The organism is Streptomyces sp. NPDC020490, from assembly GCF_044335305.1.
Lineage (GTDB): Bacteria > Actinomycetota > Actinomycetes > Streptomycetales > Streptomycetaceae > Streptomyces.
Genome location: NZ_JBIRUY010000003.1, coordinates 249,427 through 274,266, shown reverse-complemented (window position 1 = coordinate 274,266; position 24,840 = coordinate 249,427). Strand labels below are relative to the sequence as shown.

Genomic DNA, 24,840 nt, shown 5'->3' with positions numbered 1-24,840 from the left:
GGGTGCCCGACTAGCCGCAGTACTGGGCCTGTTTGCCGATCGACCGGTACATGCAGTCGGCGTTCTCAAGCAGTTGCAGCACCGCGTCCCGGTTGCGTGACGTCTCCCGCTCGATCACCTCGTCGGGCGGGTAGAAGCCGCCGCCCAAGGACGACGTGGGGTACATCTCGAAGGTGTACGAGAAGATCCTGTGCACGCCCCACAGGTAGTCGTCGATGGACCCGTCGGTGATGTACAGGTCGCTGGACTGCTCGGCGGTGTAGCCGTTGCTGGCGGCCATCTTCTGCCCGACCGTCTTGAAGGCGTTGTAGTCGTCCGCCGTCATCCCGGTCGTGGTGTCGGAGTACGTGTACCCGAACGGCCACAGCACCAGCTCGCTGTAGGTGTGGAAGTCGATCCCCGCGGTGATCTGCTGCTTGCCTCCGACGACCCGGCTGCGTACGAAGTCGGCGACCACCTTCACCTCGGGCGCCGACTCGGCGGCGGCGCCCCGGTACGTCTCCGACGACGTCGAACCCGAAGAGCCGCCGCAGCAGCCCCACTTGTAGTTCCAGTTCCGGTTCAGGTCCGTGCCGACGTAGGACGAGCCGGAGTTGGGCTGGCGGTTCTTGCGCCAGGAGCGGTAGGAACCCGTCGCGATGTCGTACTCGCCGCCGTCCGGGTTGAGGTCCGGGACGATCCAGATCTCCCGGCTGTTCACCATGTCCGTGATCCGGGAGTCGCTGCCGTAGCCCGCCCCGAGTTCGCGCAGCAGGTACAGCGCCATCTCCACGGTCAGGTGCTCGCGCGCGTGCTGGTGGAAGGTGAACAGCACCTCGGGCTCGTTCTCGTCGGTGGCCACGTTGTCGCTGACCTTGATGGCGACGATGTCCCGGCCCTGGTACGAGGTGCCGATCACCCGCCGGCTCATGATGGCCGGGTAGGCCGCGAGCCGCTGGTCGATCTCGGCGTTCGTCTCGGCGTAGTTGTGGTACTTCGAGTCGGCCGACGGGAAGTCGTACAGCCGCGCCTCGCCCTGGGACCTGTCCGGAACGGCGCCCACGGGCGCGACGTCGTACCCGGCCGCCCGCAGCGTGCGGATCTGGTCGGACCGCCCGGAGACGACCACCGTCTCCTCGTCCGCCTCGTCGACGGTCACGCCGGCCGCCGCGATGGCGGTGCGGGTGACCGGCGTGCTGTGGTCGACGTGGATCTCGTACTGGCGGACGTCGTCGGCCGAGGGGGCCCTGCGGTGCGCGCTGTCGGCGGTCGCCGAGACGGGTGCGGCGAGGGCGAGGGCCAGCAGACCGGCGAGTGCGGCGGTGCGTCTGCCGCCGCGGGCGCCGGTGCCTCGTACACGTAGTCGCATGACATCTCCTTGGTTCTCCGGGGAGTCCGGGGTCGCCGGACGTGGGGAGTGGAGCCGGGGGGTGGTTCAGCGACGTGCTGTGCGGGTGGCGCCATCGTCAATGAATGGCATGGACAGGTCAATAGCGGGCCAAGGGGTGGTGCGGCGGACCCCGCGCGATCCGGCCGTGTCTCGCACGCCCTCTTGCCTGCCCGCCCGCTTTGAGCTTTCTTGACCTTCATGGCGGACACCACGGGAAACACCGAGGAGACCCGGACGGCCGGCACCCCCGCCCCCGTCCCCCGCGCGCGCTGGAGGCACATCGGCCCGGGCATCGTCGTCGCCGCGACCGGCGTCGGCGCCGGTGACCTGGTGGCCACGCTCGTCGCCGGCAGCAACTTCGGCTACACCCTGCTGTGGGCGGCGGTCGTCGGCTGCCTGGTGAAGATCTCCCTCGCCGAGGCGGCGGGCCGCTGGCACCTGTCGACCGGCCGCACCCTGTTCGACGGCTGGGCGAGCCTGGGCCGCTGGACGACGTACTTCTTCGCCGTCTACGCCGTGGTCTGGGGCTTCGTCTACGGCGCGGCGGCGATGTCGTCCAGCGCGCTGCCGCTGCAGGCGCTGTTCCCCGGCGTGACGGACCTGAAGTGGTGGGCGGTCGGCTGCGGGCTGGTGGGCCTGGTCTTCGTCTGGTTCAACAAGTACGCCGTGTTCGAGAAGGTGATGACGGTCCTGGTGGGCGTCATGTTCCTGGTGACGGTGTACCTGGCGGTCAGGGTCGCCCCGAACCTGGCCGACGCCTTCGCGGGCCTGCTGCCGGTCCTGCCGGACGAGAAGGACTCCGTCCTGAACACCCTCGGCCTGATCGGCGGCGTGGGCGGCACCATCACGCTCGCCGCGTACGGCTACTGGGTCAACGCCAAGGGGTGGACCGACACCGGCTGGATGAAGGTCATGCGGCTGGACAACCGCGTCGCCTACGCCACCACGGGCGTCTTCGTCGTGGCCATGCTGTTCGTCGGGGCGGAGCTGCTGCACTCCGCGCACGTGGCCGTCGCGAGCGGCGACAAGGGCCTGATCCAGCTCGGCGACATCCTCGCGGCCGAATACGGCACCGCGACGGCCAAGTTCTTCCTGATCGGCTTCTTCGCCACCTCCTTCACGTCGCTGATCGGCGTCTGGCACGGGGTCAGCCTGATGTTCGCGGACTTCGTCGCGCGCTCCCGCGGGACGGGGACGGGCACGGCGAGCGGCGAGCAGGTCGCCTCCGGCGCCCGCGAGCGCTCCTGGCCGTTCCGCGCCTACCTGCTGTGGCTCACCTTCCCGCCGATCGTGCTGCTCTTCCAGGGCCAGCCCTTCCGCCTGGTCATCCTCTACGGCGTCCTGGGCGCGGCCTTCCTGCCGTTCCTGGCGCTGACCCTGATGTGGCTGCTCAACTCCTCGCGCACACCGCGGCAGTGGCGCAACGGCCCGCTGAGCAACACCGCGCTGGCCGTCGCGGGGCTGCTGTTCCTGGTGCTGTGCGGGAAGCAGATCTGGGACCAGCCGTGGTCGGAGTTCTTCTAGCCCCTCCGGCCTGCCGGCTCGCCACATCAGGGTCACGGACGGTCGGTGTCTCCGGCCGGACTTACGGCAGCGCGTGCACGTGCGGGCCCACCGCGCCGGACCACGCGTTGCCGCTCGCCGCGTCCCAGTTCGTCGACCACGTCATCGCGCCCCGCAGGTCGGGATACGCCTTCGACGGCTTGAAGGAGCCGCAGTTGGTCAGCTTGGTCAGGCAGTCCAGGGCGTTGTTCACCACCGTCGGCGACACGTACCCGCTGCCCGCGCCGCGCGTGGAGGCGGGCAGGCCGAGACCCACCTGGGACGGGGCGAGACCGCCCTCGAGCTGGATGCAGGCCAGCGCGGTGAGGAAGTCCACCGAGCCCTGGCTGTAGACCTTGCCGTCGCAGCCGAGCATCGAACCGCTGTTGTAGTACTGCATGTTGACGACCGTGAGGATGTCCTTGACGTTCAGCGCCGTCTGGAAGTACGCGTTCGACGTCGACTGCATGTCGATCGTCTGCGGGGCCATCGTGAGGATCAGCGACGGACCCGCCTTCGCCGACAGCGCCCTGAGCGCCTGCGTCATGTAGGTGGCGTCGAGCCCGTTCTCCAGGTCGATGTCCACACCGTCGAAGCCGTAGGTTCGCATCAGCGAGTACACCGAGTCCGCGAAGTTCGCCGCCGACGTCGCGTCGCGCACCGACACCGTGCCGTTCTGGCCGCCCACGGACACGATGACCTTCTTGCCGGCCGCCTGCTTGGCCTTGATGTCCGCCTTGAACTGGTCGACCGTGTAGCCGCCGAGCCCGGCCGAGTCCAGGGTGAAGGTCACGGCGCCCGGCGTCGTCGTGGCGTCCGCGAAGGCCACCGCGATGATGTCGTACTGGGACGGCACGTCCGAGATCTTCTGGACCGTCGCGCCGTTGTCGAAGTTCTGCCAGTAGCCCGTGACCGCGTGCGCGGGCAGGGTGCCGCCGCCGGTGCCGGTCGACGCCGCCGTCGTCCCGGTGACCGCGCCGGACCTGGCCGACTCGCCCGCCGCGTTGGTCGCGGTGACCTGGAAGGAGTACGAGGTGGCGGCCGCCAGGCCGGTCACCGTCGCCGACGTGCCGGTCACCGCCGTCACCTTCGTGCCGTCCCGGTAGACGTTGTACCCGGTCGCGCCCGACACGGCGTTCCAGGCCAGGGAGACGGAGGAGGACGTGGTGCCGGAGACCGCGAGGCCGCCCGGCGCCGCCGGGACCGTCGGGGCCGGGTCGCTGCCGCCGCCCCCGTCCGGCCCGTACACCGACACGTCGTCCGCGTAGTAGGCCGCCTGCCCGTACCAGCCGTGCGTGTACACCGTGACCGAGGTGGTCGACGAGCCCGTGGTGAAGGTCGTGGACAGCTGCTTCCAGCTCGTGGAGTCCGGCGTCCACGTCGACACGTCCGTGCTGCCGGTGCCGGTGACGCCCAGGTAGGCGTACCCGCCCTGGACCCAGGCGCTCAGGGTGTACGTCGTGCCCGGCTGCACGGCCACGGTCTGGGCGCACCGGGCGTTGTCCAGCCCGGCGGGCGTCGCCTTGAGCGCGGCGGAGCCGCCGTGGACCGGCGAGGAGACGGTGGTTCCGCTCCCCGCCGAACAGGTCCAGTCGCTCAGGCCGGACTCGAACCCGGAGTTCCTGGCGTTGTTCACGTCCGCTGCGGACGCCTGGCCGGTGCCGGTGAGGCACAGGGCGAGGGCGGCTGTGACGGCTCCTGACCAGAGCCGTGCCGATCTGATGTGTGGGGACATGACAACAAGTTGGTCCAGACCAATCGGCCTGTCAATAGGTCCAGACCAAATCTCTCGCTCCTGGCGGTGTCCTTGGCTGCGGTGCCCCGCCCCGGGGCGGCGTGGGTCCGGGGCGGAGGTACCCGGCCCCGAAGCCGCGTGGGCCCACCGCATGGGCCCGGGGGCCCAAATGCGGACCCAAATTCGAGACCCGGCGGGGCGAGGGGACCGGCGAGATGCTCAACGTGCCCTGGTTTGGCGTGTCTTGCGAGCGGACAGTTGCCCGTCAGCTACGGAATCGCTGTTCTCCGGCCACGGAGGCGTGGATACAGTGCTGAGGTAGTCACGCAGTGAAGTCATCTCGGTGTACCGGCGTAACCCCGGTGGATCGACAGGCGTAACACGGGGAGCTGCGCGTGCCAACTGCCATTGCCGTGACCAGTGCCGACATGGCGCTGCCACCGCAGGACGAACGGACCCTGCCCGCCGTCGTCCTGCAGGACCTGGACCGACAGCCGCTGGAGCAGGCGCTGGCCGGGATGCAGGGCCTGATCGACCAGCACGGGCACGTCGTCGTCGTGTGCTCGCAGGCCGTCTCCCGCGGCGTGGAGCGACGGCTGCACACGATCCGCTCCCTCCTCGAGAGCGACCGTATCGCCCTGTTCCGGCCCGACCTGCCGCCGCTCGGACTCGCGGTCCTGGCCCGCCAGTTGCGGCAGCTGGCATCCTGCGACCTCAGCCCCGGCGTGCTCGCCTCGGCCGGCCGGCTGCTCACCCACTACATCCACGCCGGGGCGCTGCTCGGTTCCGTCGCCCGGCTCGACCGCGTCCCCGTCGGTCTGAAGTCGCACGCCAAGTCCTGGGTGCCGGGCAGCCAGTTCGGCGTGCTGGCCCATCCGGAGCCGCAGCTGGTGAGGATCGGCCCCGGAGCCACCCTGTCCGGACCGGAGTTCGGCACCTGGATGCTCGTCGCCAAGGGCCAGCTCCAGTCCGACTGGGTCGCCGGAACCCTCGCCAAGGACTGGAACGTCCAAGGACTCAGGGAGACCGCCGCGCCGGCCGAGTCCGCGGTCTGGTGGGGGACCGGCAAGCTGATCGAGTTCGCCGCCTACCTGCCCGACCTGTCGGTGCTGTACCAGCTGGTCACGTCGGTGCGGCAGGGCACCTGCCACTGGTGCGGGATCGACGTCATCGGCGACCGGTGCGTCTTCTGCTCTGCCACATCGCCGTACCACGAGAACCAGATCCCCGCCGGATGAGGACTGAACACCGGGGCGCCGCACGGGACTCGTGTCCCGCCCGTCCGCTCCCGGACCGGCCGCTCACACCCCGCACGTCATTCGATTCCGCTCGACCGATATCCCCGATGAGGTTGTACGGTTCATGAACTCCCGTCAGCGCCGCGGCGTGCTGCTCCTGCTCCTGTCGGTCGTCTGCGCCCTCGGCGCGTTCGCCGGTGTCCTGTCCGTCATCAGCGACGTGAAGTCCAAGGTCGGCCCCGAGGTCACGGCCTACCAGGTCAAGTCCGAGGTGGCGCCCTACACCCAGTTGAACACGGGCCAGTTCGAGAAGATCAAGATGCCCGAACGCTGGCTGTCCGACACCGCGGTCACCGACCTGCGCGACATCCGGGGCAAGATCGCCGTGACGACCCTGCGCGCGGGATCCCTGCTCCAGCGGGACATGATCGTGGACCAGCCCGCCCTGCAGCCGGGGCAGCAGGAGGTCGCCATCATGATCGACGCGGCGACCGGCGTGGCGGGGAAGATCACGCCCGGTTCGACGGTCAACGTGTACGCCACCTTCGCGGGCGAGCGGGACGGCGACCCCGCGCAGTCCAAGATCATCGTGACGAACGCCAAGGTCCTGGACGTCGGCCGGATCACCGCGCTCGATCCCACCGAGAGCAGCAAGAACCGGCAGCCCACCGACGCCGTCCCGATCACCTTCGCGCTCTCCACCCTCGACGCCCAGCGCATCACCTACGCCGAGTCGTTCGCCCAGCGGGTCCGGCTCGCGCTGGTCGCGCCGGGCAGCGACACGACGGTCCCCGACCGCGACCGCACGTACCAGCTCGCGAAGGACAAGTGAGAGGCCCGCATGCCCACGAGGATCCTCCCGGCAGTCGGCGACGCGGACGCCGTCCGGTCCATCACGACCCTGCTCAGCCAGCTCCCGGACGCCGAACCGGTGGCCCCGGTCGTCGACTCCACCCAGCTCGTCGACACCCTCGCCCGGCTGGCCGCCGAGTCGATCGACGAACTGCCCGAGGTCGTGGTCGTGCACGAGCGGATCGGCCCCGTCCCGGCCCTCGAGCTCATCCGCGAAGTGGCACTGCGCTTCCCGGCGGTGGGCGTCATCCTGGTCACCTCGGACGCCAGTCCGGGGCTGTTCCAGGCGGCGATGGACTACGGCGCGCGCGGCCTGGTCGCCCTCCCGCTCAGCTACGAGGAACTGGCGAGCCGGGTGCAGGCGGTGGCCCAGTGGTCGGTCGGCGTACGGCGCCATCTGGGCAGCGCCGGCGACGTGTTCACCGGCGTCGGCGGCACCGTCGTCACCGTCAGCGGCGCCAAGGGCGGGGTCGGGGCGACGCTGGTGGCGATCCAGCTGGCGCTCGCGGCACAGGCGTCGGGACGCGGCACCGTGCTGGTGGACATGGATCTGCAGACCGGGGACGTGGCGTCGTACCTGGACGTGCAGTTCCGCCGGTCGGTGGTGGACCTGGCCGCTATCACCGACATCTCGCCGCGGGTGCTGGCGGACGCGGTCTTCCGCCACGACACGGGCGTCGCGCTGCTGCTCGCCCCCGGCGAGGGCGAACGCGGCGAGGAGGTCACCGACCGGGCCGCCCGTCAGATCGTCAGCGCGCTGCGCTCCCGCTACGAGGTCGTCGTCATCGACTGCGGCGCCCAACTGGGCGGCGCCGGCGCGGCCGCGGTGGAGATGGCCGACCGGGCCCTGCTCGTCACGACCCCGGACGTGGTCGCCGTCCGCGGCGCCAAGCGGACGGTGCGGATGTGGGACCGGCTGCAGATCCGCAAGGCGGAGGAGACGACGGTGGTCGTCAACCGGCACACCCGCGCCACGGAGATCCAGCCGCCGCTCATCCAGAAGATCACCGGCACGGCGGTCGCCGGGATCGCGATCCCCGCCAACTTCAAGGAACTCCAGGGCGCGGTGGACGCGGGCCGCATCCACGAGCTGGACAGCAAGGGCGCGGTCAAGCAGGCACTGTGGGGCCTGGCCGGCGAACTGGGCCTGGTCAAGCCCGCGGAGGGCGCCCAGAGGGGCGGACGGCTGCGGGGCGACCGGGGATCGGTGAGCTTCCGGCGCCGCAGGGAGGCAGGGGGATGAGGATGCGGACGGACCCGCGCAGAGAGGACAGGAAAGAGGGCGGAGGGCGGGACCGAGGACGGGACAGCGGCCAGGTCACCGTCGAGTTCCTCGGCATGACGCCGACGATCCTCATCACGCTGGTGGTGCTGTGGCAGCTCGTGCTGGTGGGGTACACGTGGACGCTCGCGGGGAATGCTGCCGACGAAGCGGTACGGGCGGGGACCGCCGCCGAGGGGGACATGCAGGCCAGGTGCGCCGAGGCGGGCCTGAAGGACCTGTCGGGCGCGTGGCAGGGGGGTGCGGACGTGCGGTGCGGCGCCGGGGGCGGCTATGTCACCGCGGACGTCCGTATCGAGGTCCCCATCCTCTTCCCGGGCACGGTCAGCTTCCCGTTCACCGTGCAGGGGCACGCGGGCGCGGTCGAGGAGGCGACGCACTGAGATGCCGTACCGGTACCGGTCCACGAGGACGCCGCGCCGCCGCACCGTCCGCGACCGCGGCCAGGTCGCTCTCGAATACCTGGGCTTCCTGCCCGTCCTGCTCATCGTCGGCATGGCGGTCGTGCAGCTCGGCCTGATCGCCTACACCGCCCAGCAGGCGGGGACGGCCGCGCGGGCGGGGGCGCGCAGCGCCTCCCTCGACCGGGGCGCCGACGCGGCCTGCGACCAGGCCGTCAGCGGTTTCCTGGCCGACGACACCAGCTGCGCGTCCGCCTTCGGCGGCGACGAGGTCACCGTCACCGCCACCGTGCACATCCCGTCGATCGTCCCCGGCTGGGACTTCGGCCCGGCCCACAAGACCGCCACCATGCCGCTCGACCACTGAACGAGGACAGCACGAGGAGCACCGGACCATGAGCCTGCGGGCACGCATCAACTCCCCCGAGGAGAACGGCCACCGGGGCGAGGACGGCCACCTCGTCACCTCCTACCGGGCCAAGCTGCTGGAGGAGATCGACCTCGCGGAGATGTCGTCGCTGGCCGCGGCGGAGCGCCGCGCCCGGCTGGAGCGCGTCCTCGGGCACATCATCAGCCGCGAGGGCCCGGTGCTGTCGACGGTCGAGCGCTCACAGCTGATCCGCAGGGTGGTCGACGAGGCGCTCGGCCTCGGCATCCTGGAGCCGCTGCTGGAGGACGCGTCGATCACCGAGATCATGGTGAACGGCCCCGACGCGATCTTCGTCGAGCGCGGCGGCCGGGTCGAGCAGCTCCCGCTGCGCTTCCCCTCCCACGACCAGCTGATGCAGACGATCGAGCGCATCGTCTCCACCGTCAACCGCCGGGTGGACGAGTCCAACCCGATGGTGGACGCGCGGCTGCCGTCCGGCGAGCGCGTCAACGTGATCATCCCGCCGCTGTCCCTGACCGGCGCGACGCTCACCATCCGCCGCTTCCCCCGCTCGTTCACGCTGCAGGAGATGATCGGCTTCGGCTCGCTGGACGAGCACATGCTGTACCTGCTGGCGGGCCTGGTGCAGGCGAAGTTCAACGTGATCGTCTCCGGCGCGACCGGCACCGGGAAGACGACGCTGCTCAACGCCCTCTCCGGCCTGATCCCCGAGGGCGAGCGCATCATCACCATCGAGGACTCCGCCGAGCTCCAGCTCCAGCAGGCCCACGTCATCCGCCTGGAGTCCCGCCCGCCGAACGTCGAGGGCAAGGGCCAGGTCACCATCCGCGACCTGGTCCGCAACTCGCTGCGGATGCGCCCCGACCGCATCGTCGTCGGCGAGGTCCGCGGCGGCGAGTCCCTGGACATGCTCCAGGCGATGTCGACCGGCCACGACGGCTCCCTCGCCACCGTGCACGCCAACAGCGCCGAGGACGCCCTGATGCGCATGAAGACGCTGGCGTCGATGTCGGAGGTGGAGATCCCCTTCGAGGCGCTGCACGACCAGATCAACAGCGCCATCGACGTGATCATCCAGCTGACCCGCTTCGCCGACGGCGCCCGCCGCATCACCGAGATCGCGATCCTCGACAGCCAGGGCAGCGACCCGTACCGCCTGGCGACGGTGGCCCGCTTCAACGCCCGGCCGATGGCCGCCGACGGCCGCATCTACGGCGCCTTCGAGTACTACCCGCTGCCGCGCCGCACCGCCGACCGCCTCTACATGGCGAGCCAGCCCATCCCCCAGGCCTTCGGCGTCGCCCAGTCCGCAGACCAGCTAGCCACCCGAGAAGCCAGGTAGGACCGACCGATGGATCTGCACACGCTCATCACGCTCACCACCGGCATCACCCTGCTGACCTGCGTCCTGGCCGTCGCGGGCCTGCACGCCTACGCCACCGGCAAGGCGCAGCGACAGGCGCTCGTCGACCGCCTGTCGGCGACCGGCCAGATCCCGGTGGCCGGCCGGCGGCGCCGTTTCCCCGGCCTGGACCGCCGCCTGCGCCGCACCAAGATGGGCAGGAAGCTGGAGCTGCGCCTGGCGGCCACCGGTCTGGACGTCACCCCGGGCGAGTTCTTCGCCGCCATGCTCGCCCTGGTGGCCGGGCTGTGGCTGGTCGGCCAGGCCGCCCTGGCGCCCTTCTTCGGCCCGCTCGCCGGGCTGCTCGGCATCTGGCTGGCGCTCCAGTTCCTCAACTGGCAGCGCCAGAAGCGCATCGAGAAGTTCATCAACCAGCTCCCGGAGATGTCCCGCATCCTGGCCAACGCCACCCAGGCCGGACTGGCGCTGCGCACCGCGATCGGCATGGCCGCCGAGGAGCTGGAGGCGCCGGCCGGCGAGGAACTCGGCCAGGTCGCCAACCAGTTGGCCCTCGGCGCGTCCATGGACGACGCCCTCGGCGAGATGGCGGACCGGCTCCCCTCCCGCGAACTGGTCGTCCTGGTCACCACGCTGGTCCTGTCGAACCGGGCGGGCGGCCAGGTCGTCAGCGCCCTGCGCAACCTCACCGAGACGCTGGAGGAGCGCAAGGAGACCCGCCGTGAGGTCCGCACCCAGCTCTCCCAGGTGAACATGACGTCGTACGCCGTTCCGGTCCTGGGCATCGGCTCGTTGTTCCTCATGAACGGCGTCAAGGACGGAGCACTGGACCGCATGACAGGCTCACCGGTCGGCCAGGGCGCGGTGATCGTCGCCTTCGCGCTCTACGCCGTCGGCTTCGTCCTCATCCGCCGCCTGTCCCGCATCGACGTCTGAGACCCGGAGGGAGGACGACCATGGCACTTCTGCTCGCACTGGTGACGGGCCTCAGCGTGTACGGCGTCTTCGCCGGCATCCGCATGTACCGCGCGGACGCCAAGCTCCCCGGCGACCTGGCGCTGGCGCTGGAGGTGGGCGCCACGCGCACCGGCGCGGTCGACTCGGTCGTTGACCGCCTCGGCATGCGCTACGCACCCGCGATCCTGCGCCTGATGGGCCCCAAGATGGTCGCCAAGTACCGCCGCAAGATCGACCTGGCGGGCAACCCGGGCGGCCTGACCATCGACCGCTACGCCGCCCGCCGCGCGGTCTACGGCTTCCTGGGCGGCGTCGGCGGCCTGGTGTTCCTGATGAAGGGCAACTTCATCCTGGCCGTCGTCCTGTTCGCCTTCGGCGCGTTCTGGACGGAGGTCGGCATCTGGTCCGCGATCCGCATCCGCAAGGACGTCATCGAGCGGACGCTGCCGGACTTCCTGGACGTGCTGGCGGTCGTGGTCAGCGCGGGCCTCGGCTTCCGCCAGGCCCTGGACCGCGTCGCCGCCAAGTACGAGGGCCCCTGGGCCGACGAACTGCGCATCACCCTGCGCCAGATGGACCTGGGCATGAGCCGCCGCCAGGCGTTCGCGGAACTGCGCCGGCGCAACGAGTCCGAGCAGGTCGCCATGTTCGTGACGGCACTCCAGCAGGGCGAGGAACTGGGCGCGCCGATCGTGGACACCCTGGTGTCCCTGGCGAAGGACATGCGGCGCACGGACGCGCAGAACGCCCGCCGCAAGGCGGCCCGCGCGGTCCCCAAGGCCACCATGATGATCACGACCTTCATGGTCCCGGCCACCATGATCCTCCTCGGCGCCGGCCTGATCCTCGGCTCCGGCACGGACTTCGGCTCGATCACGGGCAAGTAGACGGCGGGCGGGTGTACTGGCGATGACGACGACGAAGGAACGCCTCGGGATCCGGCGGCGCCGCCCGCAGACGCCGGAGATCACCACCCCTCCGGCAGGCACGGTCCTCCCGGCCCACGTCCGCACGGGCGCCCCCGACATCCCGGTGACATCGGTGACGCCGGCACTGCCGCCGGCACTGCCGCCAGGGTGGGAGCGGGCGGACGGGTCTCGGGCGGGGGGCGCGGGGGCGGTGGACATGCCGGGCGTGGCCGTGCCGGCGAATGACTCGGAGCCCGGCGGGGCCGTGGTTCCGGCGCAGTCGGGGGCTCCGCAGCCGGGGGCTCCGCAGCCAGGACTGCCGCAGCCTCGGTCGGCACAGTCGAAGCCGCCGCAGGAGCAGCGCCGGGCAGCGGGCGACGAACCTGAGCGGACGACCCCGCCGGTCCCGTCGGTCCCGTCGGCCCCGATGCCCCCGTTGCCTCCGTTGCCGCGAGCGGAAGCAGCCCGTCCCGACCGGTCCCCGCAGACTCCGCCCGCTGCTCCCGCTGCTCCCGCTGCTTCCGCCGCCCCCGTCGCTTCCGTCGCTTCCGCCCTCACGCCCGCCGATCCGGCCTCGGCCACCATCCCCATCCAGATCAACGCCCTCCAGGCGATGTGCCGCCAGGTCTTCGGCTTCCGCCTCGCCATGATCGCCCTGGCCGCCCCCTCCGCCCTGCTCAACGCCTCCCCGGGCCTGGCGACCCGCCTGGTGGGCGCGGCGGTGGTCGTCACGTTCATGGGCTCCTACGTCCTGTTCCGCGACTGGGAGCGCTTCGGCCCGCTGCTCCTGCGCCACCCCACCCTCCTGGCGGTGGACACCCTCTTCGGCTCGCTGCTGCTGATCTCCGCGGGCCCCGACACCACCCTGGCCTACGTCAGCGTCTGCACCCCCCTCCTCGCCGGCATCGTCTACGGCTGGCGGGGCGCGGCCGTCTTCGCCTCCCTCCAGTCCCTGATCCTCCTGCTGGTCCACCAGACCGCGAAGGACCTGCACACCAGCCCCGCCGAGTCCCTGCTGCTGCCCGGCCTCTGCATCGTCGCGGGCGCGGTCGGCTCGGCCCTGCGCAACCTGCTGCTCCGCTTCGGCGCCGCCACCCAGGCCCTGACCGCGGTGCAGGCGCGACTGGCGGTCACCGAGGCGGTGAGCGCCGAACGCGCCCGGCTGGCACGGGAGATGCACGACTCGGTCGCCAAGACCCTGCACGGCGTGGCACTGGCCGCGGACGGCCTGGCCGGCTCAGCGGGCGCGGCCCGGATGGACCCGCGACTGGTCAGGCAGCAGGCCGAACTGGTCGCCCGCTCGGCCCGCCGCGCCGCGGCCGAGTCCCGCGAACTCCTCGCGGACCTGCGCCGCGAGTCGGATCCCGGCCAGGGCATCGACGTACTGGTCGAACTGGCGGCCCGCACCAGCGACTTCAGCGCCCGCACCGGCCTGACCGCCGACTACCGGCCGACCGGCGAGCACGCGGTGCCGCCGGTGCCCCCGGCGGTGGCCCGCCAGCTCCTGACCATCGCCTCGGAGGCCATGGAGAACGCCCACCGCCACGCGGACCCGACCCGGGTCGACGTACGCGCCGGCGTCCATGGCGACCTGCTGCGCATCAGCGTGTACGACGACGGCCGCGGCCTGCCCCCCGGCACCAACCTCGAACAACTCCGCAGGGCCGGGCACTTCGGCCTGGTCGGCATGGTCGAGCGGGCCGCCTCGGTGGGCGCCCGCATCCGTATCGGCCGCGGCGGACACCCCCGGGGCACGGAGGTCCGCCTGGAGCTGCCGCTGGCAGCCGTCGCGACAGCAAACACATGAGGCATGAGTCCCTGAACCGCCGTCACTCCCGAACCCCCGACGACACGAGAGGAGGCCGCCCGATGCCGGACCCGACGACACCGCCCCCCGGCCCTCCGCAGCCGCCGCCCCACCCGTTCGACGGCTTCCCGTCCCCTTCGCCCCCCGCGCCGCTCAGGGTCGTGGTCGCGGACGACAACCCCGTGGTGCGCGCGGGCCTGACGGCCCTCCTGTCCGGCCGCGAGGACATCACCGTGGTCGCGGAGGCGGCGGACGGCCGCCAGGCCTGGGAGGCGGCCCAGCAGCACCGTCCCGACGTCGTCCTGCTGGACGTCCGCATGCCCGGCGTGGACGGCATCTCGGCGCTTCCGTACCTGGTGCGGATCGCCCCGGTGGTGATGCTGACCTACAGCCGCGAGTCGGAGATCGTCCAGGAGGCCCTGCGCCGGGGCGCGGGCGGCTACCTGGTGCACGGCGAGTTCACGGCGGACCAACTGGTCGCGGCGGTACGGGACATCAAGGAAGGGCGAGCCCACTTCACGCCGACGGCGGCGGGAGCACTGCTGGAACAACTGCGCCGGGAAGGGAGCCCGAGCGCGACACCGCTGCCCGAGGGTTTGGGCGGGGCGGATGCGACTGCACACAGCGGCCCCGCGACCCCCTCTGTTAACCCGTCAGCCCAACGTCCGTACGCGCTCGGCAACTTCTCGCACGTCAATGTCCCCGTTCCGGCTATTTCTTCAGAAAACCTTTCGCAACTGCAACCGGATGTGGGACAGTCGTCGTCGGCATGGATGAACGGCCGACCGACCGCTCCCGACAGGTCGCGGTACCAACTGAGCACGAGGGAGGCGGAGATCATGGACCTCATCGCGTCCGGCATGAACAACCAGCAGATCGCCGCCACCTGCTTCATCAGCGAGAAGACGGTCAAGAACCACATCAACCGCATCTTCGCCAAGCTCCACAGCACCAGCCGTTCCGAGGCCGCCGCCAAGTGGCTGGGAACGGCGCCGGGTTCGGGCCGAGGGGTGGGGTGAGGCGTGATGACGTCACGGGGGAGCGTCTGGGTCTCGCATTGGGCCCGGGATTGGGCCCTGGGACCCTCCGACCGACGGGAAGTCCCGCCGTACGGTTCTCGTGTCGCAAGCGGCACCGGCGGGGAGGAAGCCGGTTACGTCCACGACCCAGAGACGCAGCCGTCGGCCGGTGCCCGGCCGGCCGTACCGGGAGGGGAACACCATGAGCAACTGGATCAACACCACCGTCGCGTACCTGCAGACCCGCGCCGCCCGCAACGACAAGGGCCAGACGGCCGTGGAGTACCTGGGCATCATCGCGGTGGTCGTGGCGATCGTGCTGGCGATCACGGGTACGGACATCGGGCAGTCGATCTACGAGGCCATCACGAACAAGATCGACGAGGTCATCGGCGGCTGATGCCGCTGCGCAAGTACGGCGACGCAGGGCAGGCCTTCCCCATCTACATCACGGTGGTGGCGGGCCTGCTCTTTCTCGCGTTCGCCTACCTTGCGGTCGGCCAGGCCGCGGCAACCCGGAACGGGGCCCAGACGGCAGCCGACGCGGCTGCCCTCGCGGCGGCGCAGGACCTTCGGGACAAGCTCGCCGGCAAATGGGCGGAGGACGTGCTCGACCCGACGAAGTGGCAGGACGTCTTCGACGGGAACGTGACAGGGCTCGAGCCGTCGTGCTGGCGAGCCGACGCACTCGCCGCACATAACGGCGCTCATGTCGAGAAGTGCGTTCCGAAAGACCTGTTGGGCTTCACGGTCGACGTCAAGACGGACAAGCCAGTGGGGAAAACCATCGTGCCCGGCACGGAGAACAAGTACGCGACGGCTTCCGCCACCGCCGTGATCGAACCGCTCTGCACGTTCCAACTCCCCGGCGAGGAAGCCGGGAAGGACACCTTGCCGAAGCTCACATGCAAGGACCGGGACTGGGAGCTGGACCCGAAAGACCTCACCGACCTGCCGGGACCCGAGGACCTCTTCGACGTCCATCTGGCCGACTGACAAGCGAACGACGAGTGACGAAGGAAGCAGAAGCATGAGCATTCGGTTCACTGCGAAGGCCCGCAGGAGAGTGGTCGCGCTGACCGTTGCGGCCGGTCTGGCCCTCGGCGTGGCCGGCTGCGGTGGTGGGAGTGACGACAAGAAGCCTGAGGCGTCGGCTTCCGCTTCCAAGGGTGGGGGATCCGACCCGAATCCTCAGGAGGGGACGGATGAGCCTTTGGCGGAGCTCAAGGGCGAGTCAGGCCTGATCCTCAAGATCACCTCTGCCACGAGGGACTCCGGGGGGTTCATCACCGTCAACGGTGAGGTGAAGAACGACGGCTCTGAGGCGACCCGGATCCCCATTCGTACGCAGGGTGATGAAACCGAGATCATCAGGCACGGGTCATCGCTGGGCGGAGCGACACTCGTGGACTCCTCGACCAAGAAGCGGTACTACGTCCTGCGGGACACCGACGGTCGCCCACTGACGACAACGGACATGCCTAGAATCAAGGCTGGCGACTCCATTCCCGTGTTCATGCAGTTCCCCGCGCCTCCGTCCAGCACGGCTGAAGTCACGTTCCAGTTGCCGACCTTCGCCTCGGCGACCATCAAGATCTCCGGGTGAGGCCGATCATGACCCACACCCAGACCCGAACGGCGGCCCCCCGCCTGGTGGTGGTCGTCACCGCGGCATCCCTCATGGTCGCCGCCAACATCGTCGGCGCCGTAGGGGCCCGTGCCGACGACAACCCCAGCGTCCCGCCGGGCACCGAACCCTCCGCCTCCGCCCCCGTCAAGGTCGACCCGAACGACCCCGACCTCAAGCTCCCCGAGGGCGCCACCCTCGCCGAGCCCAAGGTGCTGGACATCAAGTCGGTCGTCGAGGACGAGAGCGGCGACGAACGGCGCGAGGACACCAACAGCGACGTGAAATTCGCGTTGCAGGCGGAGGTCCTGTTCGGCAAGGACAGCGCCAAACTCAGCGCCGACGCCAAGTCCCGCATCGCCGCGATCGCCGACGAGATCAAGAACCAGAACGCGACGAAGATCCGCGTCTTCGGCTTCACGGACAACCTGGGCTCGTCCGCGCACGGCGACGTCCTGTCCCGGCAGCGCGCCAACGCCGTACAGGAGGTCCTGGACGACGAGCTGAACGACCCCGGCATCACCTTCGAGGTGCGCGGTTACGGCGAGCAGTACCCGATCGCCGACAACTCGACGGAGGCCGGCCGCAAGAAGAACCGCCGAGTGGAGGTGTCCTTCCCCCGCTCGGACGGCTGAGCGAGCCGAACTCCCGACGCCCAGGCCCGTCCCGTCCCGACCCGAACGGCCAACGACAGGGACGGGCCGACGGCTGCTCGGCTGCTCGGCCGCTCAAGGGACCGTGGTGACGCCGCCGACGATCGAATCCGCCGGCTTCGGGGGCTTCACGGCCCCGCCCTTCCCGTCACTTCCCGCGTCGGTACGCCATCCACGCCAGCACGGCGCCCGCGGCCACCGCCAGCAGCACCCTGTGGTTGTCCCGCGCCGTCCGCGCCCCCTCGGCCGCCTTCTGGCACACCGGGTCGGGCAGGCGTTCCTGCACCTGGTGCGCGACGTCGGACGCCTTGGCCCGCAACTCCCCGGCCTTGGCGACGGCCTGCGCCTTGACGTCGGCCGCCCTCTCCTGGGCCTGCGCCCTGACGTCGGCGGCCTTCTCCTGCGCCCGCGCCTTGACGTCGGTCTTGGCCGCCAGCGCCTCCACCGTCTGCCCGAGTTCCTTGCGGGTCTCCTCGACCTGCTCGCGCAGTTCCTCCGTGCTGGAGGCGGTCTGCTCGTCGTGAGGCGGCTGGGTCATCGGTGTGCACGCTCCTTGATCTCGGTCATGTCGGACTTCACGCCGGCGATGGCCTGTTCGGGGGCCGGTGGCGCGCCCTCGCGGATCTGCTTCCTCCCGCTCAGTGCCATGAGCCCGGTGATCAGCCCCAGCACAGCCGTGACGATCAGCGCCGCGCCCCACACCGGCAACGGCACCGCGAGCGCGGCGACGGCGGTGGCCACGAGGGCCTGCAGGGTCAGGAAGCCGACGACGCCGGCGCCGCCGAACAGCCCGCCGCCCTTCCCGTACCGTTTGCCCTTCTCCTTCATCTCCGCCTGCGCCAGCCTCAGTTCGCCGCGCACCAGCTCCGTCAGCTGGTGCGACGCCCGCTGCACCAGTTCGCTGACCGGTTCCGCGCCGGAACCGTCCGGCTCCCCGCCGCGAGGAACGGAGTGCGGTTGCGTACTCGACACGACGATCACCTCCCGTCTTCCTGTTCCTGTTCCTGTTCCTGTTTCTTCTTCTCTTGTTGTTCCTGGTCCTGTCGGCCGGGCGGGGTCCGTGACCGGCCGCCGTCCGATCCGATGGGGGCGCGAGTACCCCGTCCGGCGAGTTCAGGACACCGCACGGCGAACGGTTCCTGCGCTCCCTGCCGCCACCGCAGGTACCGCAGGCACCGCACCATGCGTCACACGGCGGTCTGTCTCGTACACCTCAGCCACGACCACGACGTCGGCGCGCTCGCCGGGACCGTGCGGCCGACGCGGCGGCATTGGGCGCCGATTTGGGCCCACGGGCCCATGCGGCCCAGCCGTCCCCTCCCTACCGTCGACCCATGGCGTGGACCGGCGGCGGGGGAGCGGCGGGGGATCCGGGTGACGCTGCCCGCGAGGACGTGAACACACCCCCGAGCCGCCGGAGTTGACGAGGGGGAGGACATGTCGTCGCTCGGGGGAGTGCCGGAAGGCGGGGCGGCCGCGTGGCCGTCGGGGGAGCCGGGGAGCGGGCGCCGGAGCATGCCCGCACCGTTGTCGGCCGCTCTCGTCATCGTCCACGCCCTGTTCGCGATCACGATCGTCGGCGGCCTGGGCCTGCTGCTCACCGCGGCTTCCTACGACGCCTTCGACGGCGGCGTCCTGGCCCTGCTCGTCTACGCCGCCGCGCCCGGCACTCTCGGCTGGTGGCTGGCCCGGCGCAGTTGGGAGGGCGGGCCGCGGGTCCGGCGCGGCCTGATCGCCGTACAGGTCTGGCTGATCCTCACCGGCCTCGCCAACCTCGTCGCCGGGTCGGCCCGCGGTGGTGTGCAGCTCGTCCTGCCGGTCCTCGTCCTCGTCTTCCTGCTCCGCGGGGAGAGCCGCCAGTGGTACGAGACCCCCGGTCTGGAGCGCGCCGAACGCTGCCCCTTCTCCCTGGCCCGCATGATCCGCTGGCGCCGCGACGAGGGACAGACGGCGGTGGAGTACGCCGGCCTCGTCGCCATCGTCGCCGCGATCATCGTCGCGCTGCTGGTCAGCGGCCTCGGCACCCAGATATACGGCGGCATCCGCGCGAAGGTCTGCGAGGTCACGGGCTCGGCCTGCCCGGCCCCCTCCGACGGCGGCGGCACGGACGTCCGGGCGGGGGACGACAACGGCAACCCCCAGAAGACCACCGGCGGCACGACGGAAGGCACCACCGGAAGCAACGCCGGCACCACGTCCGGCACCGGAAACGACGACCCCGCGGACGACGCCGACGGCAACAACAACGACGGCAACAACAACGACGGCACCGACAACGACGGCACCGACAACGACCGTAACGACAACAAGCAGAACGCCGACGACAAGCAGCCCGACGACGAGGAAAAGAAGGACGACGGCTGCTTCAGCGGCTTCGGCGCATTCCTGAGCTGCGCCGGCGACCAGGTCAAACAGGTCGGCCAAGGCCTCTTCGTCGACGGCGTCTGGGGCGATCTCACCGGCATCTGGGACATGGTCAGCCACCCCGGCGACACGCTCAGCGGCCTCGCCGACTACGGCAAGCAGCTCGGCGACGACTGGCTGAAGAACTCCGAGGACGCCTCCGGCAAGTGGTCCCAGGGCGACTACCTCGGCGCCCTCCGGGACTGGGGCGGCGCGTCCCTGAAGACCGGCGGCACGGTCCTGTACGACACCTTCATCGGCGACGACGTGGCCGACCAGTGGAACAAGGGCAACAAGACCCGCGCCGTCACGACCGTCATCTGGAACGTCGGTTCCCTCTTCATCCCCGGCTACGACATCGGCAAGGTCGCCGAGAAGGCCGGAGTGCTCGGCAAACTCGGCAAGCTGGGCCGGCTCGCGGAGAAGGCGGGCGAGGCGGCGGAGGACGCGAAGCGCGCCGCGAAGGCCGGCGACGTCGAGGGCGCCGAGAAAGCGGCGAAGAAGGCCGACGAGGCCGCGGACGAGGCCGAGCGCAAGGCACGCGAGTCCGGCTGCACCATCGCCGCACCGGCCCGCAGGGTGCCGTACGCGGGCGGACCCGGCACCGGCACGACCGTGCTCGCCTCCGGCCGCGCGGCCTCCCCGTACGTCGTCCTCGCCGAGGAAGGCTGCGACGAGGAGGCCAAGCAGCAGGCCCAGGAGGCCCGCAAGCAGGCCGACGAGGCCGAGCAGGCCGCCGAGGACGCCGCGGGGAAGAACAGGCCGGCGAACGAGTGGAAGGCGCGGGACGACATCGCCGGCCCGGCGCGCGGGAAGACCCTCAAGTTCCCGAACAAGCGGCACACCGTCAGCGGAGCGGCGGGCGGCCAGGTCAAGGAGCGCAACACCATCATCCTGCGGGGCAACGAGGACCTGGTCCGCTCCGACATCGAGGGCATCGCCAACGGCCGCGCCACCCTGTCGGCCGACGGCAACACGTATGAGATCAACGGCCGTAGGTACGAGGTGGAGGGCAACGGCACGGTCTTCCCCAAGTCCGGTCCCGGCCTGGTCGAACTGGACCGCATCGAGTACGCCGCGCTGAAGGAGATCGCCCGGAACAAGGGCGACCTGAGCAGGTCGCAGCAATTGCAGCGCGACCCCAAGTTCGTCAACAATCCCGCGAAGGTCCAGAAGGCCAAGGAGATCTACGACGGGACGTACAGATGATCGCGAACCTCTTCACCGTCGCGGACGGCGACCCGGCGCGTCTCCGGCGAGCCCTGGCGGACCTGCTCGGGCTCCCGGAGGGGTCGGTCGACGTGGCCGACGCGGACGGTGACCAGGAAGGACGGCACTGGGAGGCTCCGGTGCTGTGCACGTACCGCCGGCTGCCCCCGGGCGACCTCGCGCTCGAACTGGACGTCACCGTCACCGTGGCCGACGAGACGGCCGGCGACCTGACGGAGCCGCGACTGGCGCACGGCCTCGCGGCCCGCCTGGACGGCTCCGTCCTGTACCCGGCCGACCCCGCGGACCTCGATCTGCCGAGCGCGTACTGGGTCGCCGTACCGGACGGGCGCGCGGTCCGCTGCCGCCTGGAGGCCGTCGACACGGAGGCCGCCGCCGGCACGGCGTACCGGGTCGACGCGGTGGAGGAACCGGTGCCGGACCTGCCGCGCGCACGGGTCGAGTTCCTGCCGGAGGTCCTGGACCGGGAGCCCGTCCCCACACCCGTGGCCGACGCCTTCCTCACCGGATACCCGAGGGGTACGACGGCGAGCGTGGAAGGGCGTGTCCACTACAGCCTGCGCGTGTGGGAGAGGCTGGTCCGCCGCCTCGAGGCCGACTGGGGTCCCTCGGGGCGTTACCGGGAGGACCTGTTCCGCAGGGACCTGGAATCCCGGGACGAACTGGGCCGGCTGCTCACCGAGATCGACGAGACACACGCGGACGCCCTGCGCTCAGCGGTGACACTCCTGGACCAAACCTTCCGCGACCGCACCGAGCCCACGTCCACCGAGAACCCCGAACACTGGTGGCGGCACAGACGCCCAAGCCACACCCCCTGGCCCACCGACGACGAACAACCAGCCGACTGACCCCCCACTTCCCACCACGCACCTCACACCACTTCCTCCTCCACCTCGACCCGCACGCCGACCCGGAGCCCCCACCCGGCCATCACCCCGGCCTCGGCCTCCAGCACGTGCCGTGAACGCAGCCGGGGCAACCCCAGCCGCCCCGGCCTCATGGTGCGCACCGCGATGACCCGCAGGCGGCGGTCCAGGTAGGCGACGTCGATGGGGATGCGCATGCGGAAGGTGTGCACGCCGCTGGCGGGCGACAGCAGGATCGCCCCGTCGACGCAGTCCCGCCCCAACAACCCCTTGGTACGGGCCCGATAGGAGGTGGCGATCTCCAGAGGCACGGCGAGCGGGGCCCCCGCGCCACCCTCCCGGTGCACGACCAGCCTGCCCCGCCCGTCCCGCCAACGCCGCCCCACGCCAGGCCCCCTCCCGCCACCACCACATCCGCCACCACCACGTCCGCCGACCGAACCTATCCGCCCCGTCCGCGCCCGAGTAGGCCCCGGATGGGCCCCCGGACCCATGCGCTGCCGACCGCCGTGCCCGTAGTGTCCCCGCCGTGCGCGTACTGCTGATCGTCGCGGCCGCCCTCTGGGGAGCGGGCACGGGTCTCGTACTGCCCCGCGCCGCCCACCGCTTCTCCGTCGAACCGGACGAGCCCTGGAACTCCCGCTGCCCCGCCGGTCACCCGATCACCGGCGCGTACGGCGGCTGGCTGGGCCGGGCGACCTGCCCCACCCTCGACGCGAGCGGCCCCTGCGGTGCGTACGGCCCGCGCACCCTCACGACGTCCACGACGACCGCACTGGTCTGCGCGGCGCTGGCCACCGCGTCGGGCCCCCACCCGGAGACGGCGGTCTGGCTCCTGCTCACGCCGGTGGCGATCCTGCTCGCCCTGATCGACGTCCGGGTTCACCGCCTGCCCGACGTCCTGACACTGCCGCTGGCCGCCACGACCACGCTCCTCCTGGCCGTCGCGGCCCTGCTCCCCGCCGCGGCAGGCTCCTGGCCGACGGCCCTCCTCGGCGGCCTCGCCCTGTGCGCCGCCTACTTCGTCCTCTTCCTCATCAACCCGTCCGGCATGGGCTTCGGCGACGTCAAACTCGCCCTCCCCCTCGGCACGGCCCTCGGCTGGTACGGCTGGCCGACCCTCCTGACCGGCGCCCTCACCGGCCTCCTCTACGGCGCCCTGTACGGCGCGGCCATGCTCGCCACCCGCCGCGTCACCCGCAAGTCCTCAATCCCCTTGGGCCCATTCATGCTGACCGGCACGCTGACGGGACTGGTGCTCGGAGCGGTCACAGCGACGTGAAACCCTTTGCGGGTTCGTGAACGGAACGCTCACCTCCCCCGCCACGCCGCACAGCGTGTTACGTAACCGTTACTGCTCAAGTAGGCGTTCGAACCGCCGATTTGCTCTCATACGCTCCATCGGTTGACAAGTCTCGCGCTGGTGTCACTTCTTGTGCGCCGATAGCGTTGGTTCGCTCGAGAGAAGCCTCGCCTCACCGGGAGCCGACTGTGAACCCCCGCCCCACCCTGCTCGCAGCGATCGCTCTGACCGCCGCTGCGGCCCTGTCGTTGTCCGCGTGCGGGAGCGACGACAGCTCCAAGAACAAGGCCAACGACAAGATCGCGGGAGCCGACACGGGAGAGAAGGCATCCGCTTCACCGAGCAGGTCCGCCACGTCGGCGGCTGGTCGACCGAAGATCGAACTTCCGTCGGACCTGAAACTGGTCTTCGAGGACACGGAGACCGGCGACCCGGTCAAGGATGCGGTGCTCGCCGACAGCGCGGAACGCATGCGCGCCGTCGATGCCGCCATTACAGGCACGGACCCCAAAGGCAGCGCACTTGCTTACTACAACACCGGTAAGGCATTGGGGGCTGCGCTCTCCTGGGTCGATCAGTTCAAGGAGGCCGGTGCGACGATCACCGGTGAAGCCCGTTACTACGACCGTGTCGTGACACTCAAGAGCAAGACATCCGCCGTTCTCACCTTCTGTGCCGACGAGAGCAAGGGCTACAGCAAGGACAAGAAGACGAACAAGATCGCCAAGACCCCGGCGACGAAGAACAGTTACGTGCTGTACAACACCAGGCTGGACAAGAACGCCGAGGGTGTCTGGCAGACGTCGCAGATCATCTCCGCGCGAGGGGCTGCTCAGTGCCAGCCGTAACGAGAATCATGGGCGGCGCCGTCCTCGTGGCGGGCGTGACGGTGCTCGCCTCAGGCCCGGCGGCTTGGGCCGACTTCGTGCCCGGAGGCAAGGGAACCGGTTCCGAGACCCAGGTCGGGGGCGGGCGGACCGGTCAGGAGGTCACCGCGACGGCAGGCGCTGTCGTCTTCGACCGTTCCAAGAACGGCTCGGGCCAGTCGGCAGGGCCGGTGACGTCCGCGACGACCTGGACCCCACCCGCTTGCTACTACGCGCCGAAGTACACGCCGGAGGAACTCGAGGCGTACCTGAAGCCGATCTGGGAGGCCGGGTCGACGGGCTACGAGTGGGACGCGAAACAGCGCGACCACTATGTCGAGGGTCATCCGTACAAGGACTTCAACAAGGAGAAGAGCGGTAAGGGCTATTGGTGGGACTCCTACGTCACGCCCGGCCGTGAGGGCGACCTCGCGTCACTCGACTGCACCAAGCCCATCTTCTGGGTGGACGACAACGACGACCCGCCGGCCGACATCCCCCAGGCGGTGACCCCGGAAGTCCTCGCGCAGCTCGCCTACGCGGAGGTGCGTGTTCCTTCCACGAAGGTGGACCTGGCCCCGGAGAACACCACGAAGGTGAATCTCCCGACGTGGGCGTGGCTGGACGCGGCGAAGTTCAAGCCGGTTTCCGTCACCGCCAGCGTCCCGCTGCTCGGCATCTCCGCCGCCACCACCGCCGAGCCGGTGTCCGTGAAGATCGACCCGGGCACGGAGGACGCAGTCACCTTCCCGGCCTCCGGCGTGTGCGAGATACACGACGGCCGTATCGGCGAGCCCTACGCCAAGGGCAAGGCCGACGAGACCCCGCCCTGCGGGGTGAGGTACCTGCGCTCCTCGGGCGACGGTTCGTACCCGCTCAAGGCCACCGTCACCTGGAAGATCCACTGGACGGGCTCCGGCGGTGCGGGCGGCGACCTTCCCGACGGCACCTTCGGCGCGACGCAGGACGTAGTCGTCCAGGAGATCCAGGCCGTCAACCGCTGACGCAGAACGTGAAGCCGGGCAAGA

25 protein-coding genes are annotated in these 24,840 nt (G+C 70.7%); 20 read left to right on the top strand and 5 right to left on the bottom strand.

The genetic code is table 11. The annotated features are described in order from the left end of the window. Positions 1-10: 10 nt before the first annotated feature. On the bottom strand, positions 11-1,348 hold the full coding sequence (locus ACH4ZX_RS06100; RefSeq protein ID WP_398268196.1) for a M14 family metallopeptidase: 1,338 nt from the start codon (positions 1,346-1,348) through the stop codon (positions 11-13). A gap of 219 nt (positions 1,349-1,567) precedes the next feature. On the opposite strand from ACH4ZX_RS06100, the gene ACH4ZX_RS06095 reads away from it, so the two are divergent. Further along, positions 1,568-2,893 carry an Nramp family divalent metal transporter gene (locus ACH4ZX_RS06095; protein WP_398268193.1) on the top strand — a complete coding sequence of 442 codons (1,326 nt, stop codon included), beginning with the start codon at positions 1,568-1,570 and terminating at the stop codon, positions 2,891-2,893. 61 nt (positions 2,894-2,954) lie between these two features. Here ACH4ZX_RS06095 and ACH4ZX_RS06090 read toward each other — a convergent pair whose 3' ends face one another. Further along, entirely contained in the window at positions 2,955-4,646 is a 1,692-nt protein-coding gene (locus tag ACH4ZX_RS06090; protein WP_398268190.1) for a chitinase, read from the bottom strand. 395 nt (positions 4,647-5,041) lie between these two features. Here ACH4ZX_RS06090 and ACH4ZX_RS06085 point away from each other — a divergent pair, with 395 nt between their 5' ends. From ACH4ZX_RS06085 to ACH4ZX_RS06020, 14 genes are all read left to right on the top strand, one after another. Beyond that, positions 5,042-5,884 (top strand): hypothetical protein, encoded by an 843-nt coding sequence (locus tag ACH4ZX_RS06085; RefSeq protein ID WP_398268188.1) that lies wholly within the window; start codon positions 5,042-5,044, stop codon positions 5,882-5,884. 124 nt (positions 5,885-6,008) lie between these two features. Next, entirely contained in the window at positions 6,009-6,716 is a 708-nt protein-coding gene (cpaB, locus tag ACH4ZX_RS06080; protein ID WP_360742156.1) for a Flp pilus assembly protein CpaB, read from the top strand. Positions 6,717-6,725: 9 nt separating this feature from the next. Next, positions 6,726-7,979 (top strand): CpaE family protein, encoded by a 1,254-nt coding sequence (locus tag ACH4ZX_RS06075; RefSeq protein ID WP_398268185.1) that lies wholly within the window; start codon positions 6,726-6,728, stop codon positions 7,977-7,979. Further along, positions 7,976-8,401, top strand: a complete 426-nt coding sequence (locus tag ACH4ZX_RS06070) for a TadE/TadG family type IV pilus assembly protein (RefSeq protein WP_398268182.1) — start codon at positions 7,976-7,978, stop codon at positions 8,399-8,401. Before ACH4ZX_RS06075 ends, ACH4ZX_RS06070 begins: the two co-directional genes overlap by 4 nt. Before the next feature lies 1 nt (position 8,402). Next, positions 8,403-8,786, top strand: coding sequence for a TadE/TadG family type IV pilus assembly protein (locus tag ACH4ZX_RS06065; RefSeq protein WP_398268179.1), 384 nt, complete (start codon positions 8,403-8,405; stop codon positions 8,784-8,786). 28 nt (positions 8,787-8,814) lie between these two features. Continuing rightward, a complete protein-coding gene (locus ACH4ZX_RS06060) occupies positions 8,815-10,152 on the top strand; it encodes a CpaF family protein (RefSeq protein ID WP_398268176.1) in 1,338 nt (445 codons plus the stop codon). 9 nt (positions 10,153-10,161) lie between these two features. Next, positions 10,162-11,106: a type II secretion system F family protein gene (locus tag ACH4ZX_RS06055; RefSeq protein WP_398268173.1), complete on the top strand. Its 945-nt coding sequence runs from the start codon at positions 10,162-10,164 to the stop codon at positions 11,104-11,106. Positions 11,107-11,126: 20 nt separating this feature from the next. After that, positions 11,127-12,014, top strand: a complete 888-nt coding sequence (locus ACH4ZX_RS06050; RefSeq protein WP_398268170.1) for a DUF5936 domain-containing protein — start codon at positions 11,127-11,129, stop codon at positions 12,012-12,014. A 448-nt stretch (positions 12,015-12,462) separates the two neighbouring features. Beyond that, positions 12,463-13,842, top strand: a complete 1,380-nt coding sequence (locus ACH4ZX_RS06045) for a sensor histidine kinase (protein ID WP_398268167.1) — start codon at positions 12,463-12,465, stop codon at positions 13,840-13,842. A gap of 62 nt (positions 13,843-13,904) precedes the next feature. Beyond that, on the top strand, positions 13,905-14,861 hold the full coding sequence (locus ACH4ZX_RS06040; RefSeq protein WP_398268164.1) for a response regulator: 957 nt from the start codon (positions 13,905-13,907) through the stop codon (positions 14,859-14,861). 202 nt (positions 14,862-15,063) lie between these two features. Then, complete coding sequence (locus tag ACH4ZX_RS06035) at positions 15,064-15,261, top strand: hypothetical protein (protein ID WP_398268161.1); 198 nt, start codon at positions 15,064-15,066, stop codon at positions 15,259-15,261. Beyond that, positions 15,261-15,857, top strand: a complete 597-nt coding sequence (locus tag ACH4ZX_RS06030; RefSeq protein WP_398268158.1) for a pilus assembly protein TadG-related protein — start codon at positions 15,261-15,263, stop codon at positions 15,855-15,857. Before ACH4ZX_RS06035 ends, ACH4ZX_RS06030 begins: the two co-directional genes overlap by 1 nt. A 34-nt stretch (positions 15,858-15,891) precedes the next feature. Then, positions 15,892-16,467: a hypothetical protein gene (locus ACH4ZX_RS06025; RefSeq protein WP_398268156.1), complete on the top strand. Its 576-nt coding sequence runs from the start codon at positions 15,892-15,894 to the stop codon at positions 16,465-16,467. An 8-nt stretch (positions 16,468-16,475) separates the two neighbouring features. Continuing rightward, positions 16,476-17,123 (top strand): OmpA family protein, encoded by a 648-nt coding sequence (locus tag ACH4ZX_RS06020; protein WP_398268153.1) that lies wholly within the window; start codon positions 16,476-16,478, stop codon positions 17,121-17,123. Positions 17,124-17,289: 166 nt separating this feature from the next. On the opposite strand, the gene ACH4ZX_RS06015 is transcribed toward ACH4ZX_RS06020, so the two are convergent. After that, positions 17,290-17,679, bottom strand: coding sequence for a DUF3618 domain-containing protein (locus ACH4ZX_RS06015; RefSeq protein ID WP_398268150.1), 390 nt, complete (start codon positions 17,677-17,679; stop codon positions 17,290-17,292). Next, the gene (locus ACH4ZX_RS06010) at positions 17,676-18,122 is read right to left on the bottom strand and encodes a phage holin family protein (protein ID WP_398268147.1); all 447 of its coding nucleotides are present in this window, start codon (positions 18,120-18,122) and stop codon (positions 17,676-17,678) included. The genes ACH4ZX_RS06015 and ACH4ZX_RS06010 overlap by 4 nt, the downstream gene beginning before the upstream one ends. Before the next feature lie 534 nt (positions 18,123-18,656). Here ACH4ZX_RS06010 and ACH4ZX_RS06005 point away from each other — a divergent pair. Then, the gene (locus ACH4ZX_RS06005) at positions 18,657-20,753 is read left to right on the top strand and encodes a hypothetical protein (RefSeq protein ID WP_398268144.1); all 2,097 of its coding nucleotides are present in this window, start codon (positions 18,657-18,659) and stop codon (positions 20,751-20,753) included. Next, positions 20,750-21,625, top strand: coding sequence for a hypothetical protein (locus ACH4ZX_RS06000; RefSeq protein ID WP_398268141.1), 876 nt, complete (start codon positions 20,750-20,752; stop codon positions 21,623-21,625). Before ACH4ZX_RS06005 ends, ACH4ZX_RS06000 begins: the two co-directional genes overlap by 4 nt. Positions 21,626-21,648: 23 nt before the next feature. On the opposite strand, the gene ACH4ZX_RS05995 is transcribed toward ACH4ZX_RS06000, so the two are convergent. Further along, complete coding sequence (locus ACH4ZX_RS05995) at positions 21,649-22,029, bottom strand: DUF192 domain-containing protein (protein WP_398268138.1); 381 nt, start codon at positions 22,027-22,029, stop codon at positions 21,649-21,651. 143 nt (positions 22,030-22,172) lie between these two features. On the opposite strand from ACH4ZX_RS05995, the gene ACH4ZX_RS05990 reads away from it, so the two are divergent. From ACH4ZX_RS05990 to ACH4ZX_RS05980, 3 genes are all read left to right on the top strand, one after another. Next, complete coding sequence (locus ACH4ZX_RS05990; protein WP_398268135.1) at positions 22,173-22,925, top strand: prepilin peptidase; 753 nt, start codon at positions 22,173-22,175, stop codon at positions 22,923-22,925. 209 nt (positions 22,926-23,134) lie between these two features. Continuing rightward, entirely contained in the window at positions 23,135-23,794 is a 660-nt protein-coding gene (locus ACH4ZX_RS05985; protein ID WP_398268132.1) for a hypothetical protein, read from the top strand. Then, positions 23,782-24,816: a hypothetical protein gene (locus tag ACH4ZX_RS05980; RefSeq protein WP_398268129.1), complete on the top strand. Its 1,035-nt coding sequence runs from the start codon at positions 23,782-23,784 to the stop codon at positions 24,814-24,816. The genes ACH4ZX_RS05985 and ACH4ZX_RS05980 overlap by 13 nt, the downstream gene beginning before the upstream one ends. Positions 24,817-24,840: the final 24 nt, after the last annotated feature.

Coding starts and splice junctions, on each gene's coding strand:
- ACH4ZX_RS06015 (WP_398268150.1), bottom strand. CDS start 17,679: ATGACCCAGCCGCCTCACGACGAGCAGACCGCCTCCAGCACGGAGGAA.
- ACH4ZX_RS06025 (WP_398268156.1), top strand. CDS start 15,892: ATGAGCATTCGGTTCACTGCGAAGGCCCGCAGGAGAGTGGTCGCGCTG.
- ACH4ZX_RS06005 (WP_398268144.1), top strand. CDS start 18,657: ATGCCCGCACCGTTGTCGGCCGCTCTCGTCATCGTCCACGCCCTGTTC.
- ACH4ZX_RS06020 (WP_398268153.1), top strand. CDS start 16,476: ATGACCCACACCCAGACCCGAACGGCGGCCCCCCGCCTGGTGGTGGTC.
- ACH4ZX_RS06045 (WP_398268167.1), top strand. CDS start 12,463: ATGCCCCCGTTGCCTCCGTTGCCGCGAGCGGAAGCAGCCCGTCCCGAC.
- ACH4ZX_RS06035 (WP_398268161.1), top strand. CDS start 15,064: ATGAGCAACTGGATCAACACCACCGTCGCGTACCTGCAGACCCGCGCC.
- ACH4ZX_RS06040 (WP_398268164.1), top strand. CDS start 13,905: ATGCCGGACCCGACGACACCGCCCCCCGGCCCTCCGCAGCCGCCGCCC.
- ACH4ZX_RS06055 (WP_398268173.1), top strand. CDS start 10,162: ATGGATCTGCACACGCTCATCACGCTCACCACCGGCATCACCCTGCTG.
- ACH4ZX_RS06065 (WP_398268179.1), top strand. CDS start 8,403: ATGCCGTACCGGTACCGGTCCACGAGGACGCCGCGCCGCCGCACCGTC.
- ACH4ZX_RS06060 (WP_398268176.1), top strand. CDS start 8,815: ATGAGCCTGCGGGCACGCATCAACTCCCCCGAGGAGAACGGCCACCGG.
- ACH4ZX_RS06095 (WP_398268193.1), top strand. CDS start 1,568: ATGGCGGACACCACGGGAAACACCGAGGAGACCCGGACGGCCGGCACC.
- ACH4ZX_RS06050 (WP_398268170.1), top strand. CDS start 11,127: ATGGCACTTCTGCTCGCACTGGTGACGGGCCTCAGCGTGTACGGCGTC.
- ACH4ZX_RS06070 (WP_398268182.1), top strand. CDS start 7,976: ATGAGGATGCGGACGGACCCGCGCAGAGAGGACAGGAAAGAGGGCGGA.
- ACH4ZX_RS06030 (WP_398268158.1), top strand. CDS start 15,261: ATGCCGCTGCGCAAGTACGGCGACGCAGGGCAGGCCTTCCCCATCTAC.
- ACH4ZX_RS06075 (WP_398268185.1), top strand. CDS start 6,726: ATGCCCACGAGGATCCTCCCGGCAGTCGGCGACGCGGACGCCGTCCGG.
- ACH4ZX_RS06090 (WP_398268190.1), bottom strand. CDS start 4,646: ATGTCCCCACACATCAGATCGGCACGGCTCTGGTCAGGAGCCGTCACA.
- cpaB (WP_360742156.1), top strand. CDS start 6,009: ATGAACTCCCGTCAGCGCCGCGGCGTGCTGCTCCTGCTCCTGTCGGTC.
- ACH4ZX_RS06000 (WP_398268141.1), top strand. CDS start 20,750: ATGATCGCGAACCTCTTCACCGTCGCGGACGGCGACCCGGCGCGTCTC.
- ACH4ZX_RS06100 (WP_398268196.1), bottom strand. CDS start 1,348: ATGCGACTACGTGTACGAGGCACCGGCGCCCGCGGCGGCAGACGCACC.